This is a genomic window from Marinospirillum alkalitolerans (genome assembly GCF_045055655.1).
In the GTDB taxonomy this organism is placed as follows: Bacteria; Pseudomonadota; Gammaproteobacteria; order Pseudomonadales; family Halomonadaceae; genus Marinospirillum; species Marinospirillum alkalitolerans.
Genome location: NZ_JBANFI010000007.1, coordinates 52,079 through 66,001 on the forward strand (window position 1 = coordinate 52,079; position 13,923 = coordinate 66,001).

At 55.2% G+C, this 13,923-nt stretch carries 12 protein-coding genes; 6 read left to right on the forward strand and 6 right to left on the reverse strand.

What is annotated here, in order from left to right; all coding sequences use genetic code 11:
- The first annotated feature begins 32 nt into the window (after positions 1–32).
- The 3 genes from V6U78_RS11220 to V6U78_RS11230 are packed head-to-tail and all read left to right on the forward strand — an operon-like array spanning position 33 to position 4,056.
- Positions 33–2,162, forward strand: coding sequence for a hypothetical protein (locus V6U78_RS11220; RefSeq protein ID WP_405340739.1), 2,130 nt, complete (start codon positions 33–35; stop codon positions 2,160–2,162).
- A gap of 44 nt (positions 2,163–2,206) precedes the next feature.
- Positions 2,207–3,154, forward strand: a complete 948-nt coding sequence (locus V6U78_RS11225) for a D-2-hydroxyacid dehydrogenase (protein WP_405340742.1) — start codon at positions 2,207–2,209, stop codon at positions 3,152–3,154.
- The gene (locus tag V6U78_RS11230) at positions 3,154–4,056 is read left to right on the forward strand and encodes a phospholipase A (protein WP_405340745.1); all 903 of its coding nucleotides are present in this window, start codon (positions 3,154–3,156) and stop codon (positions 4,054–4,056) included. The genes V6U78_RS11225 and V6U78_RS11230 overlap by 1 nt, the downstream gene beginning before the upstream one ends.
- Before the next feature lie 57 nt (positions 4,057–4,113).
- On the opposite strand, the gene qhpR is transcribed toward V6U78_RS11230, so the two are convergent.
- Positions 4,114–5,199, reverse strand: a complete 1,086-nt coding sequence (gene qhpR / locus V6U78_RS11235) for an AraC-like transcriptional regulator QhpR (protein WP_347428185.1) — start codon at positions 5,197–5,199, stop codon at positions 4,114–4,116.
- Between the two features lie 147 nt (positions 5,200–5,346).
- On the reverse strand, positions 5,347–6,351 hold the full coding sequence (locus tag V6U78_RS11240; RefSeq protein ID WP_405340749.1) for a phosphotransferase enzyme family protein: 1,005 nt from the start codon (positions 6,349–6,351) through the stop codon (positions 5,347–5,349).
- Positions 6,352–6,572: 221 nt separating this feature from the next.
- On the opposite strand from V6U78_RS11240, the gene V6U78_RS11245 reads away from it, so the two are divergent.
- The gene (locus V6U78_RS11245) at positions 6,573–7,916 is read left to right on the forward strand and encodes an aspartate aminotransferase family protein (protein WP_405340752.1); all 1,344 of its coding nucleotides are present in this window, start codon (positions 6,573–6,575) and stop codon (positions 7,914–7,916) included.
- Here V6U78_RS11245 and V6U78_RS11250 read toward each other — a convergent pair.
- Positions 7,902–8,540, reverse strand: a complete 639-nt coding sequence (locus V6U78_RS11250) for a DsbA family protein (RefSeq protein WP_405340755.1) — start codon at positions 8,538–8,540, stop codon at positions 7,902–7,904. The two genes, V6U78_RS11245 and V6U78_RS11250, sit on opposite strands and share 15 nt — an antisense overlap.
- A 97-nt stretch (positions 8,541–8,637) precedes the next feature.
- The gene (locus tag V6U78_RS11255; RefSeq protein ID WP_405340758.1) at positions 8,638–9,276 is read right to left on the reverse strand and encodes an NAD(P)-dependent oxidoreductase; all 639 of its coding nucleotides are present in this window, start codon (positions 9,274–9,276) and stop codon (positions 8,638–8,640) included.
- Between the two features lie 117 nt (positions 9,277–9,393).
- Here V6U78_RS11255 and V6U78_RS11260 point away from each other — a divergent pair, with 117 nt between their 5' ends.
- A complete protein-coding gene (locus V6U78_RS11260; RefSeq protein ID WP_405340761.1) occupies positions 9,394–10,314 on the forward strand; it encodes a LysR family transcriptional regulator in 921 nt (306 codons plus the stop codon).
- Here the strand turns inward: V6U78_RS11260 and V6U78_RS11265 are convergent.
- Positions 10,282–11,334, reverse strand: coding sequence for a helix-turn-helix domain-containing protein (locus V6U78_RS11265; RefSeq protein ID WP_405340764.1), 1,053 nt, complete (start codon positions 11,332–11,334; stop codon positions 10,282–10,284). The two genes, V6U78_RS11260 and V6U78_RS11265, sit on opposite strands and share 33 nt — an antisense overlap.
- Positions 11,335–11,566: 232 nt before the next feature.
- Here V6U78_RS11265 and eat point away from each other — a divergent pair, with 232 nt between their 5' ends.
- A complete protein-coding gene (gene eat, locus V6U78_RS11270; RefSeq protein WP_405340767.1) occupies positions 11,567–12,988 on the forward strand; it encodes an ethanolamine permease in 1,422 nt (473 codons plus the stop codon).
- A 71-nt stretch (positions 12,989–13,059) separates the two neighbouring features.
- Here eat and V6U78_RS11275 read toward each other — a convergent pair whose 3' ends face one another.
- Positions 13,060–13,839 carry a hypothetical protein gene (locus V6U78_RS11275; protein ID WP_405340769.1) on the reverse strand — a complete coding sequence of 260 codons (780 nt, stop codon included), beginning with the start codon at positions 13,837–13,839 and terminating at the stop codon, positions 13,060–13,062.
- Positions 13,840–13,923 lie beyond the last annotated feature (84 nt).

Sequence of the window (13,923 nt, forward strand, 5' to 3'; positions counted from 1 at the left end):
TGGCTGATCCGTCTGTTCAAGGAGATATCCCTATGCCACAAGTGGATCTATCCGCTGCGCCGCAGCTCGATCCTGTCCTGAGTGTTGTGGTGGCTGGACACCGTCAGGTCCGGTTGGAAGCCGGGGCGCGTGATGCAGAGCAGCATCAGCAACGAGAAGTCGCCTTGCGTGAGGCCATGCGTCAGGTCTTCATCCGTTTGCGTGAACAGGCCAGCCAAGCCTTTGCCAGTGTCGATCAGGTGTATAGCGCGCGCGCGCCCTTGTTTCGTTTGATTACTGGCTCTGCCACAGGTGCGGATGCGCTGGCCGCCAGTTTGGCGGCAGAAACAGGCTATCAGCTGGATTATCTCCTTCCCCGGGCCAGCCAGCAGGATATCGAAGGCGCACCAGGGGTGGCGATGCAAATGCGCCCCCCAGAAGGTGGTGTGGATTTAACCGAAGAGCAGTATCGGTTGCGCGATCATCTGGCGCTGAGTTTTGCTGATCTGCTGGTCGCAGTCTGGGATGGAGAAGAGTCGCATCTCAGCAGTGGTACAGCCTTGATGATTAAAGAGGCGCTATTGCGTCGTGCGCCGGTCTGCATTCTTTATTTGCCTGCGCAGGCCAGTGAGGTGCAGCTTTTATGGCTGGATTTGCAGGCCCTGACAGACACTTGGATGACTGAGGCAAAGGTGCTGGGGTGTCGTGCGCCCTTGCTGCTGCATGCTTTTGATCCGCTTGCTTTGGACAGTCCAGCACTGGCGCAGCGCTTACATCAGTGGATGGAGATCCTGCTGACGCCCTTTCGTCCTGCGTTAGAAGAAAACAATAGCGAAACCCAGCTGGTGAAGCGGATTGAACAACAACATGCGGTGACACGCTATGCTTGGCAATGGCTGGCTTGGTGGTTGGCGCAACGGGGCTGGCGTCAGCGTGCCAGTCCGCGTCCCTTGCCTTTTTGGGAGTGGGCTCAGGGCAGTTGGCTGTGGCTGAATATCATGCTCAATCCACCGCAAAAAAGTCAGCCACTGCGGGTGATCGAGATCCTCCACACCCAGGCTCGCGGCTATACGCGTGAAGAAAGATTCGTCAATCGCGCTCACGGGTTCTTCTCGAATCTGGCCAAGTTAGATCTGGGTTCCGCCATTCGGGCCTTGATCCACCCCCCCTATACCCAAGGCTATGCCAGCCTGAATGCGGATGCGATGGATGATGTGCCCAATCCGATTCGCGAACCTCGCCTTGAGCCATTTTTTAACTGGTCTGATGCGCAGGCGCGTGTCTTCTCAACCCGTTATCGTGATGACACTTGGCTGATCTACTATGCCGCTGCCTTTGCGGTGTTTTGTGCTGTGGCGGGTGCGATTCACCTCTGGCCTGCACCCGCGCATGGCGTGCCATTTATCTGGGTGTTGCTTGAATTTATCCTGCTGCATTTTATTGTGCGGCGGGTTTTACAATCGCGCTTTCGTAACTATCACGGCCACTGGTTGAGCTTTCGTTTTATTGCCGAACAGCTGCGCTATCTGCGCCTTGGCTATCCCTTGTTGGTCTTACCGCAAAGCTTTTCGACCCCAGTCTGGGAGCCTTATACCGAGCGTGGCCGCCGCGGAATCCGGCTGAAATCCGCTGAAGCCTGGATCTTGCAGCGGATACTGATCGCCGAAGGCTTGCCACGCAGTGCAGCGGCCCAAACGCCGATTTATAAAATGAGTGAGCACAACAGCGAGATGCTCCAGTATGTGCGCGCGGTGTTGGAAGAACATCGTCACTACTATCGCCAGAGCTATCAGCGCTTGCATAAGGACCACACTTATTTGCACCGCTTAGCTTTTGCCTTGTTTACGCTGACCTTTGTGGCGGTGACCGTGCATTTCTTTTTAACCCTGCCCGCGATTTTGATTTTTACGGCCTTCTTTCCTGCTTGGGGTGCGGCCATTCATGGTATTTTGAGCCAGAACGAGGTGGTGCGTGTCTCCTCGATGGCAGCTCAGGTGTGGCGCGATTTAACGATCCTAAAAGAAGCCTTTGAGTTGCATGAGCAGCTGGCCGGGCCAGAAAGCGACTGGCATAAAACGGCTCAGTTACGTGAGCTGGTGGGCGCGGCCACGGATATTCTTTCTAACCAGAACTACTACTGGCGTTCACTCTTTCAGCACAATCATCCAGACCTACCGGCATGATGGCGACTGAAGAGCGCTGAATCCCAGAGTGATAAGGAGTGAAGATGCGGGGTGTTTTTCTTGATGCCGCCAGTCTTGGCGAAGATGTTGACCTGCAGCCTGTTGTGCAGCAGCTCAGTGAAGTCAGTATTTGGCCGCAGACTAAGCCAGAGCAGGTTGTTGAGCGCATTGCAGCGGCGCAGGTGGTGCTGGTGAACAAGGTGCGCCTGGGTGAGGCAGAGTTGGCTCAGGCCCGCCATTTGAAATTGATTTGTGTGCTGGCAACGGGCATGAACAACATCGATCTAGAGGCTGCCGCACGACTGGGTATCTCAGTCCACAATGTGCGTGGCTATGGAACTGAAAGCGTGGCCCAGCATAGCCTGATGCTGTTGCTGGCCTTGGCCACCCGCTTGCCGCTTTATCAAAAATCGCTGCTCGCTGGTGACTGGCAAAAGAGCGCGCAGTTTTGCCTGATGCAGCACAAGACAACCCAGTTAGCCGGTAAAACTCTGCTGCTGGTCGGGCGTGGTGAGCTGGGTCAGCGTGTGGCCGAGCTGGCCCAAGCCTTAGGGATGCAGGTGATGTTTGCGGCACGAACGGATGATCCGCATGCTGGTGATGCCTCTTTTCAGGCGCTCTTGCCTCAAGCGGATGCCGTGAGCTTTCATTGTCCGCTCACGCCTGCCACGACCCACCTTTTGGACGCTGCCTTGTTAGCCCAAGCCAAGCCTTCGTTATTAATCGTCAACACAGCCCGTGGCGGCATAGTGGATGAGCAGGCCGCGCTGAACGCACTGCGTCGAGGACAGATTGCGGGCTTGGCGATGGATGTGCTGACAACAGAGCCGCCAGTGCAGGGACATCCGCTGTTAGAGGCGCTGGATGAAGAGCTGAACCTGATCATGACCCCACATAGTGCTTGGATTAGCCCAGAAGCGCGCCAAAACATTCTTGGTCTGACCGCCAAACAGCTTGCCGCTTGGCAGGCCCAAAACAAGGAATTTGATTGATGAAACAGGCCCCGCCTTTTGCCTTTTTGTGGTGTGCTGCCTTTTTGCTACTGACTTTGCCCTTTGCGCTGCTGGCTGAGCCTCAGCCTGAGCCTTGGTTGTTGCCACCCGTGGAGACTACTGCTCAAGAGTCAGAAGCAGCAGTTGCGACCACGCCAGCAGCACCGACAGCCTTGGAAGAGTATATGAACTCACCGATGGCCGCGCTGACCGTGCATGAACCCATGTACTTTGTTGCAGGCAGCGGTGAAGGTGAGGATATTAAAGCCCGCTTTCAGTTCAGCTTTAAATATCGGCTGTTTGATGAAAACACGGAGTTTGTGCAGCGCTTCCCGCTGTTAGGGCGCTTGCACCTTTCCTATACCCAAACCAGCCTCTGGAACTGGTCTGCCCAATCTGTGCCTTTTGAGGACACCAGCTATAAACCCAGCCTGTTCTTTGAGCTGCTGGATACCCCCGTCGCGCCTGTGTTGAATGTAGGCTATTACCATGAATCGAACGGAGAAGATGGCGATGATTCACGCAGCATGGATACGCTCTTTGTGCAGCCTGTCTGGGGCACTCAGCTGTGGGGCCGCGATTTTTATTTTATCCCGCGCGCCTTGGTGTATTTGACCAAGGGCGATGAAAACCGCGATCTGACCAAGTACCGTGGCCATGTTGATTATCTGCTGCGCTATGGCAATGAGGATGGCTTGGTGCTGAGCAGCTTGTATCGCTATGGCTATGGTGGACGCCATACCGTGCAGATGGATGCCAGCTATCCTCTACGCATGCCGATAGCCTGGCGTACGGGTGGGTTTGTCTTCGCACAGGCGTTTAGCGGTTACGGCGAAAGCATGCTCACCTATAACGAGCGAGTCGATTTTACGCTGCGTATTGGCCTTGGGATCGTGCGCTAAGGAACACTCTGATCAACGCAGCATGACCGCGCAGCAGTTAATCAGCGGCTTCCTAAGCTAGGAAGCCGCTGCCAATGGTGCGTGATGCGCCAGATACTGGCAGCGCCACTGGCGCGGACTCAAGGTAAACCAGCGTCGGAACGCGCGTGAAAAAGCACTGACTTCGGAATAGCCCAAAAGCAGTGCCATTTCTGAAATGCTGATCTGCTTCTGCTTTAAATAGTGCTGCGCCAAATCCTGACGGACCTGATCAACCAGCTGGCTAAAGTGGGTGCCTTCCTGCTGCAGCTGGCGTTGCACACTGTGCTGAGAGGTCTGCATCTTGGCTGCCAGCTGCTCTAAACATGGCTCACCTTGGGGCAGCTGCAGTTGGATCTCCAGCCGAATCTGCTCGGCTAGGCTCTGGCGTGGTGGCTGGATATTCAGCCGCTGAATGGCATCTTGCATCACCAGCAAAAGAGTTGGATTGTGATCCGGCATCGAGCGTTGTAACTGGCTTTTGGGGATCACGAGAGCATTGTAGGGTTGATCAAAATACACGGGGGCATCAAAGAGCTTACAGTGTTCGTGCCAGTTCTCAGGTCGTGGATGCTCAAAATAAACTTCCTTGGGCGCCCACTGGGGTCCCAGCCCGGTGCGCAGCAGATTTAAAAACATGCCCAGTGTCAGTTCGGCATCCTGACGCCGACACAAGATCCCGCCGTGGCGCACCTGATAATCCAAACGCCAGCTGTTGCCCTGATCCACCAAGCGCGTCAGCGTATCATGCTGATGATAAGGAAAGGCATGGACCAAGTTAATCAGAGCCTGCTCCACGGTTGCAGAACAGAGGCCTATATAGCCGAGCAGGCCGAGAGACTGAGGTTGAAACTGATAACCATAATGCAGCCCAAAGTTATCCTGACCGAGCTGCTCAGCTGCGGTTTCCATCGCTTGGCAGTAGTGAATCAGGCTGAGGCTTTGCGTTGGGCACGCCAAGCGCTCAGGATCTAGCCCGCTGTGGCCGAGAATCCGCTCAGGATCCCCGCCCTGCTGACTAATGAAATCACTAAAACCTGTTGCCGCTGCGGCCAGCACACCCTGATGACCTGCCCGCGTGGTAGAAAAAATAGCACTGACATGCTGGGGAAGAAGGTCTTGCATGCTGAGGCTCCATCTGCAGGAAAAACGCGAACCTGCAGAGAGAGCAAAGCCTGTGCCAACCCGTAAAACCTATAAGAATCAGTTGATTGATGGCACCTGAGTCGAGAAGAATGACTTCTTATGGTGCAGCCCGTCCTTCTTGGTGCGTTAACAGCCTAGGGGCCAGCGCTCAGGCTGCGCCAGATATTGGCGGCAGAGTCTGAGCGTATGCTGCATCCAATCCGCATCGAGTTGGCGGACGGTTTCTGTTTCTGCATGAGAGGCAATCCAGGCTGTCATTTGCAGGCGTCTTTGCAAAAACAGGCTGGGAAGAACTGCCAAATCAGCGGCCGACAAAGGGCAGTGAGCTTGATACCCCGCCAACCAGCGCTCGGCCCACAGAGGCGCATTGGGATGATGTTCTTCAAAGCTGAGTGCCGCTGCCAAATCATGCAGATACCAGCCTTGGCCGCAATCATCAAAATCAATCACGCGTGTTTGTTGCTGATGACGCAGCAGATTGGTCAGGCGCAGATCGGCATGAATCAAGCCATAGCGCTCAGGGCTCTGGCCATACTCAATCAGGGCCTGCTGGATCTGGGTTAAAGCCGCCTCGACCAGCGGGTGTTCTTCAGCGGGCAAGCCACTGGCTGCACGCCAATCGCCCCAGTGCCCCTGTGGGCCGACCATGGTTTCATGATTCCAGATGATCCTTTTAAACGCTGCCGGCGCTTGCCACTGGCGGCTATGTTGATGCAGTTGCGCGGTGATTTCACCCAGCTGATAGAAGGCCTCAGGGCTGACATCAGTCGTCGGCATCTCCCCGTCCATCCAGTGAAAGATGACCGCATAGCGGTGCTCACCATCGAGCTGCAGTTTTTGTACCCGCTCTCCTTGTCGATCATAAAGCGCTTCGGGTGCCTGAATATCGGCCGCGCGCAGTGCATCCAGCCACATCAGCTCGCTTTCTATGGCTTGTTGATCGTGATAATGGCCGCGATGTAAACGCAGGGCATAGCGTTGTGTGGGTGTTTCAATGACAAAAGTCGCGTTCTCCGAGCGACAGAGTAAACGCAGTTCGCCTTGGACTGAATCGGGATAGGCTTTTAATGCGCGTAAAGCCAGTTGCGTCAGCTGGCTGCTGGTTAGCGTTTCATATTGTAAGGCGCTCATAATGGATGCTCCTGATGGTTGGCAAGGTGGAAGCAGCATGCCGCAGGTTTCAGGCTGGCTGCTTGACCTTAAAACGCATCTTGTTGACCTCAGATGGAGCTGGCGCCTCAGATGGAGTGAAGTTGACCGAACAAGGTTTTTTCTGCTGTGTGCCGTCAAGTTTTTTATCCAAGGCCAAGGCATGATGATGCTCAGTCCATTGCATAGGCAGGAGAAAAGAGATGAATGTTCGTTCAACGATTATGGATACCAACAGCTTTCGTGCCGAGCATGCGGCCGATTTAAGTCAGGCATTGCGTGATTTGACCCACAAACGCGAGCAGGTCTTAGGCGGTGCTTATCGACTGTTTTATCGCCGTCCGGTGCATCTGGTGAAGGGGCAGGGCCAGTATTTGTGGGATGCCGAGGGCAAAAAATATCTTGATGTCTATAACAATGTCGCCAGTCTCGGCCATTGCCATCCCGCCGTGATTGATGCCGTCCATCAACAGATGGGGCAGCTGAACACCCACACCCGTTATCTGCATGAGGGGATTCTCGACTATACCGAATCCCTGCTGGCGACTTTGCCGCCAGAAATCAATCGTGCCATGTATATGTGTACTGGCTCCGAGGCCAATGATCTGGCGATTCGGGTTGCCCAGTCCTGGAGTGGCGGTACCGGCATTATCGTAACGCAAGAGGCTTATCATGGCACCAGCGCGCTGACATCGGGTGTGTCGCCTGCCTTGGGCAGTGGGCAGCCGCTTTCTCCAACGACCCGCGTGGTGCCAGCCCCTGATGCCTATCGCATCGGTCATGAACATCTGGGGGCCTGGTTTGCAGATCAAATTCAGCAGCAGATCGATGATATGGCCGCCCACGGCATTCGCTTTGCGGGTTTAATCGCCGATTCACTCTTTTCTTCCGATGGCGTGTTGCCAGGGCCGCGCGGTTTTCTGAAGCCAGCGATCGATCTGATACATCAGCAGGGCGGGGTGTTTATTGCGGATGAAGTCCAACCTGGTTTTGCACGTACCGGAGAGCATTTCTGGGGGTTTGAGCGTCATGGTGTGCTGCCTGATATCGTGACCACAGGCAAGCCGATGGGGAATGGTTTTCCGGTTTCGGGTTTGATCGCACGCGAAGAGGTGCTGGCCACCTTTAGCGATCACCTGCCCTATTTCAATACCTTTGGTGGTAATCCGGTCGCGATGGCGGCGGCTCAAGCGGTATTGGATGTGATTCAACAAGAAGGCCTGCAAGCACACAGTGCGCAGATGGGGCAGAGATTGCTGACGGAGTTAAAAGGGCTGCAGCAGCGTTATCTTTCTATCGGTGATGTGCGCGGCGCGGGTCTGTTTATTGGCCTTGAACTGGTGCAAGATCCAGCCACCAAAGCACCGGATCAACAACTGGCTTTGGATGTGATCGAAGCCCTGCGCGAGCGTGGCGTGCTGACCTCAGTGGCTGGGCCACATGGCAATGTGCTGAAACTACGCCCCCCCTTGGCTTTTCAAGAACAGGATATTGATTGGCTGGTCGGGGCGCTGGATCAAAGTTTGCAGGTGTTAGGTGCGCGTTAGGAGGGCTCTGATCTGAAGATGGAGTTCTTCTAAGCTGGCTGTGCTGATCGGCAGAGGATGTGCCTGATGCTGATGCCAGAGCACTAAACTGGGGAAGTGCTCGACACCCAGCTGGCGCGCGAGCTGAAATTCTGCAATGGCTTGTGCCTCGCTGGTGGCATAGGTGTGCAGAACGGCATCAGGATCCAGCCCCGCCGTCTGAGCCAGCTGCTGATAGGTGGCCGATGCGCCAAGATCCAGCCCTTGCTGGTAAAAAGCGGCTTGCAGCAGATGAAAGAGTTCGGTTGCGCGTTCAGGGGCTTGGCTTTTCAGACTGATCAAGCCCCGTGCCGCCTGCAAGGAGTCCATACAAAAGCGCCCTTCGCTGAGCAGAGCCTGATAGGGTGCACCAAACTCTGCCCCCGTCATCTGCTGAATCTGCAGATTGGCTGAGGCCAGATAGGGTAAGCGTGCCATAGGTTGAACGCGAGGCCCGATAAACAAGCCGCCAGAAATGACTTCCACCGGCAGTTCTTGCTGCCAAACTGCCGCCAATGCCTGCCATTGGGGCGCGCGCCCCCAACACCAACCACAGTAGGCATCACCGACATAAATTAAACGCGAAGACTGGGTATCCAGTGACATGATGCACCTCGTTAAGCGGCCTGAAAGCTCAGGCCGGAGTCCAAAGTCAGAAAGACGCTTTCTAGTAGGCCAGTAGGGGCTAGTCGGCTAGTCGGGGCTAGTAGGCCACACTCATCCGCTGCCAAGCATGCTGTGCGGTTTCTGCTTCATCCAGGAAGGCCACGGCATAGTCCTCGACCGAGATGCGGCTCTGCCCTTTTGCATCGACCAGAAGCTGGTCTTGACCAAGGCGGAATTGGCCTGTGCGCTCACCGGGAAAGATTTCAGCGGCAGGTGAAATCAGCGTCCAGTTTTGAGTCTGCTGGGCGCGCAGGCGCTCAAGTGCTGTTTTGGCACCCTCGGCTGTGGCGCGGTAAGCCGCAGGGAAGTCTGGGCTATCCAGCAGCAGCTGACCTGGTGCCACCTCAAGGCTGGCCGCACCACCGACCAGCATCAAACGTGGCACACCAGCGGCTTGGGTTGCGGCCAGAATCGATTCAAAACCACGCACATAGTAGCCATACACATCTTCCTGAGCGTGGCCGCTGAAGGCGCTGATGACCAGATCGGCACCACGCAGTTGCTCGCTGAGGGTGGCGGTATCCAGCACATCGCTTGGCAGGGCCTGCAACAGAGGGTGGGGCGCGAGTTTTTGTGGATGGCGAACCAGTGCGGTGACCTGATGCCCGCGTGTGAGGGCTTCATTCAATAAGGCAGAACCAATAAAACCACTGGCACCAATCAAGGTAAGGTTCATCTTGTGACTCCTCATCAGGGGGGAAGGGATGCGCGCATTATTGCGCTCAACACTGTCTTGATAAATAGCCTCTTTTTTGATTCACTGTTATCAATTTGATAACAATCTGAGGTGAGTATGGCGCGTGATCTGGATCTGAACAGCCTACCTCTCTTTCTGGCCTTGGCTGAAACGCACAGCTTTACCGCCACCGCCGAACGCTTGGGTTGTACTAAAACGCGGGTAAGTTTAAAAATCAGCCAGTTGGAGGCCCATCTGGGTGTCACCCTTTTTCAACGTACAACGCGTCGTGTGCAGTTGACTCAGGCTGGCCATAGTCTGTATCAAGCCATCCAGCCTGAGATGCAGATGTTGCAGGCGGCGCTGCACCATACCCAGATAGAAGAGCATCAATTGACTGGTGAGCTGCGTATCAGTGCGCCAGAAGACTATGCTGTCGCTGTTTTGGGGGCGGCAGTGGCCGATTTTGCGCAACAGCATCCTGAATTGCGTATTGATCTACGCAGTGCTGATCCGATCAGCAATATGGTCGAAGAGGGGGTGGATCTGGCGTTTCGCTTGGGCTGGCTCAGGGATTCCAGCTTGCGCGCGCGCGAATTGGGACAGTTTGAGCAGTATCTGCTGGCCGCCCCCAGCTACCTAGCGGCTCAAGGGACGCCCACCCATCCACAGCAGTTGGTGGAGCATCGCTGGATTGCGTTAAACCTGCTGCGCGCGCCTTTAACCTGGACTTTTCAACAGGCTGATCAGCCGCAACGCGTGCAGATGAAGGCTCAGATCAGTGCACACTCCACGGCGGGTTTAAAAGCCTTGCTGGTGGCGGGTGCGGGTATTTCTATCTTGCCTGATTTAAGTGTGCGCTCTGAAATTGAGCAGGGCCAGCTGGTGCGCCTCTTGCCTCATTGGTCGCTGCCTCCAGGCGCGATCTATGCTGTCTATCCGCCCAGTCGTCGTCAGCCAGCCCGAGTTCGCGCCTTTGTCGATTTCTTTCAGCGTTGGTCTGCCTCACGCTCGATCCCAATGGTGGGCCGCGCCTGAGTGGTGGGCCTGCTGCATGTGCTGCGCCAAGGTCAGAGAAGGGGATTCTCCAAACAGGGTTTTATAATCTAAGGCGAACTGCCCTGGGTGCCAGAAGCCCCATTCTGCAGCGACTTGATAAATCCGCACTTCTTCACCCGCTGCAGCCAGTTGCACGAGTCGGCGGCGCACCTGATTCAAACGTGTCATGCGCAAATAGCGTAGCGGGCTGATGCCCAGAATCGTCTCGAAGCTGTATTGCAGTGTACGCCGACTGGTGTGGGTCAAGGCGCACAACTGGCTCATACTGAGCGGCGTTTCAGGATGAAGACGTAAGAGCTCACACACTTGATCTACTGTGGCCTTACGCCGTGCGTAGCTTGGGCGTTCACTGGGTTGTGCCTCACTATCGCTGAGCATCAACAGCAGCCAGCTGTAAAGCTGGTCTCGATCCAGTTGCGGCTGCGATACCTGCCCGTGAAGATGATGCTCAATCCAGCTTTGGAGCAGGCGCTGTTCTTGCTCTGACCATTGGCGGCGGGCAGCTTGCCAGAGCTGTTCTGAAAAGGGCAGATGCTGTTGGGCTGCACAGGTCGCGAGGGCTTCCCGCTGGATCACCAATCCATAAATCTGAAAATGATTGGGCGTGGTCAGCGCAAAGCTTGCTGTGCCAGCGTGTAGCATCAGCTGGTTTTCGACTTCAAGACCATTAATGCGGCATTGCTGCCCTAGCGCTGGAAAGCCGATCCAGAGACCTTCTGACCAGATTTGGCATTCCTGCTGAGTCGCTTGATGGATCTGCTCACGAAAAAACTGCAGCTCCTGATCTTCCACTAAATCTGTCACGCCATAAAAAGCCCCTTCACCTAGCTGATCATACTGCTGCTGCCAGCGATGCAGGCTCGTGGCCTGGGTATCGGCATCAAAAGCCTGCTGAGTGCATTTTTTCAGTGCGTTTTCTTCTGCTTGCATCTCTTCTGTGCCTCTGGGTTGCTCGTGGAGCTGAATCTGGCGCGGGTCTGGTGTGCGATCACGGCACAAGACGCTTTTTCTTTGTTTAACACCATGTTTCAGAAGGCTTTTTTATCTTTGCCAAAATCGGATAGGCCAGAGGTACGAAAGTCGCTTATCACCTGATGGCCGATCCTCGTAGAGGAATGCAAAAGGCGTTCCTGCTGCGTGGTCGTGCAGTGAAGATTGAGGCGGGCGTCTCAATCCACATGCAGAGCATTGGTGTTGATCTGCACCTAGGTTGAAAAATGAGGAATCGATCATGTCCCAAATAGAGCAGGCTTATCTGGCAAAAAGACAGCTGAAACGCGGTACCGCCGGTTGGATTCTACTGGCTGGGCTGGGCGTGTCTTATGTGATTTCGGGGAATTTTGCGGGTTGGAACTTTGGTATTGAGCAGGCTGGATGGGCAGGTTTTGCGATTGCCGCTGTGTTGATGGCCGTGATGTACTTGACGCTGGTGCTGTCGCTGGCTGAAATGTCTGCAGCCATCCCTGCCGCAGGGGGTGGATATAGCTTTGCGCGTCAGGCGATGGGGCCGGCCGGTGGTTTTATGACGGGCTTGGCGGTGTTGATTGAATACGCGCTGGCCCCTGCCGCGATTGTCATTTTTATTGGTGCGGCGGTGGAATCGCTGACAGGCTTGAACGGCCCGTGGGTCTACGCGCTCTTCTATGCGGTCTTTATCGGTATTCATCTCACTGGCGTGGGTGAGGCCTTAAAAGTGATGATGGTGATTTCAGGCTTGGCGGTGCTGGCTATTTTAGCGACGGCTTTGGTGTTGTTTGGGCAGTTTGACAGCGCCAATTTAATGGATATGCAGGCCGCAGAAGGCGGTAGCTGGTTGCCGATGGGCTGGTATGGTGTTTGGGCAGCGCTGCCTTTTGCCATGTGGTTGTTTTTGGCTGTAGAAGGCGTGCCTCTGGCTGCTGAAGAAGCCAAGGACCCCGCCAAGGATGTCCCTAAGGGCATTATTGGCGCGATGCTGTTTTTGTTGCTTACAGCCAGTCTGGTGGTCTTTTTGGTTCCTGGTGCTGCTGGCGCGCAAGCCATGTCGATTAGTGAAGTGCCGCTTGTGGATGCATTAAATGCCGTGGGAGCACGAGATCTGGCTATCACGATTAACCTGCTGGGTTTGGCGGGTTTGGTGGCGTCTTTCTTCTCGATTATTTACGGCTATAGCCGACTGGTGTTTGCTCTTTCGCGTGCGGGTTATCTGCCTAAGAGCCTTTCTGTGACCTCTGAGCGCAAGGTACCTGCGCGGGCCTTGATTCTGCCAGGCGTGTTGGGTTTTGTGGCTTCACTGAGTGGAGAAGGGGATTTGATGCTGGCGATGGCGGTTGTGGGGGCCACGGTCTCTTATGCGCTGATGGCTTATAGCCATATTCTGCTGCGCACTCAGCGCCCTGATCTGCCTCGGCCTTATCGCACCCCCGGTGGTCGCCTGACTTCTGGTGTGGCGCTGGTGCTGGCGCTTGTTGCTCTCACTGGCGTCTATGCGTTTGATCCGCGTGCCTTCTGGTATACCTCGGTGCTCTTTGCCCTCGGGGCAGCCTACTACTTTGGCTATAGCCGCCATCATCTGGTGGCCAAAACAGCCGAAGAAGAGTTTGCCCTGCTGGCCGATGCCGAAGCCGATTTGCAGCCTGAGCCAGAAGCTGAGCTGACGCCTGTCGTGAATTAAATCCTCTCGATGGCAGACTCAAGACACCCGTTGGCGGTGATCTTGGGTCCGCCATTTCTTGATTGATGGGGTTATTGCCCTGCGCGCGACCAAGCACAAGCCGGTGCGGCAGGCTGGTCGCAGATCAGGTTGATGTGCTCTAGATAAAAGGGCGGCAAGGGGCTCAGCGGCAGATTCTCGACGGTCACCTTGGTGTCTTCAAACACATTCTCGTTCAGTGTTCTGTGTAGCGTTGAGGTGAGGTAATCAAGCGTAAAATGCGTGACCTCGCCATGATATCGAGAAAAACCGAAATAGCGGTATTCTGCGAGTCTTAAGCGATCCTCCACCATCACAAAGTGCAGTGTTTGAGAGGCGGTCCAGTTGCTGCCACAACTCAAAAAATAACGCAGTTGAATCAACAGCGCTCCAGAATGCAGTTGGATATCATCGAGCGGATCGGCCAAGCAAGGTGCATCTGCGTTGGCCGGTGGTGGCAAAAAATCATCACGACTGATCAACAGCTGATCACCACTGGCACTGCCGAGCAGGATGATCAAGCGGCGTGGGTTCACATTCAGCGGTGGTGCGCCATAGCTGTCTTGATGAGCAATCAGCTTGTTAGGATCGTCTTCGAGCAAGACCAGAAGGGTGTCCTGCTGGCCGTTGTGGTTTAAATCTCCCGTCCTGTAGAGTTCAAGCTGCCAGCCTTCAGTGATCCACGGGGCAAAGTGAGCCTGAGCTTCGGCTGGTGTCATGCTGTTGGGGTGCGGTGTGCTGGAATCTGGCGTATTGGGGGAGCTCTGGGCAAAAGCCAGCACCTGAGTGCAGAGTAAGAGCAGGCACAAGATCAGCTGGGGCAGGCTGGACATGGTTGAGAAGACCTTAAAGAGAGGTGTGAATGGCATCCAAACGCAACCCGCCTGATCAGGACCACTTGTGCAGTCGTTGGTCAG

What these genes read in the sequence shown, in the direction of transcription:
- V6U78_RS11260 (WP_405340761.1), top strand. Translation starts at nt 9,394, where the DNA reads ATGGCGCGTGATCTGGATCTGAACAGCCTACCTCTCTTTCTGGCCTTG.
- V6U78_RS11240 (WP_405340749.1), bottom strand. Translation starts at nt 6,351, where the DNA reads ATGAGCGCCTTACAATATGAAACGCTAACCAGCAGCCAGCTGACGCAA.
- V6U78_RS11245 (WP_405340752.1), top strand. Translation starts at nt 6,573, where the DNA reads ATGAATGTTCGTTCAACGATTATGGATACCAACAGCTTTCGTGCCGAG.
- eat (WP_405340767.1), top strand. Translation starts at nt 11,567, where the DNA reads ATGTCCCAAATAGAGCAGGCTTATCTGGCAAAAAGACAGCTGAAACGC.
- V6U78_RS11230 (WP_405340745.1), top strand. Translation starts at nt 3,154, where the DNA reads ATGAAACAGGCCCCGCCTTTTGCCTTTTTGTGGTGTGCTGCCTTTTTG.
- V6U78_RS11220 (WP_405340739.1), top strand. Translation starts at nt 33, where the DNA reads ATGCCACAAGTGGATCTATCCGCTGCGCCGCAGCTCGATCCTGTCCTG.
- V6U78_RS11225 (WP_405340742.1), top strand. Translation starts at nt 2,207, where the DNA reads ATGCGGGGTGTTTTTCTTGATGCCGCCAGTCTTGGCGAAGATGTTGAC.
- qhpR (WP_347428185.1), bottom strand. Translation starts at nt 5,199, where the DNA reads ATGCAAGACCTTCTTCCCCAGCATGTCAGTGCTATTTTTTCTACCACG.
- V6U78_RS11250 (WP_405340755.1), bottom strand. Translation starts at nt 8,540, where the DNA reads ATGTCACTGGATACCCAGTCTTCGCGTTTAATTTATGTCGGTGATGCC.
- V6U78_RS11275 (WP_405340769.1), bottom strand. Translation starts at nt 13,839, where the DNA reads ATGTCCAGCCTGCCCCAGCTGATCTTGTGCCTGCTCTTACTCTGCACT.
- V6U78_RS11255 (WP_405340758.1), bottom strand. Translation starts at nt 9,276, where the DNA reads ATGAACCTTACCTTGATTGGTGCCAGTGGTTTTATTGGTTCTGCCTTA.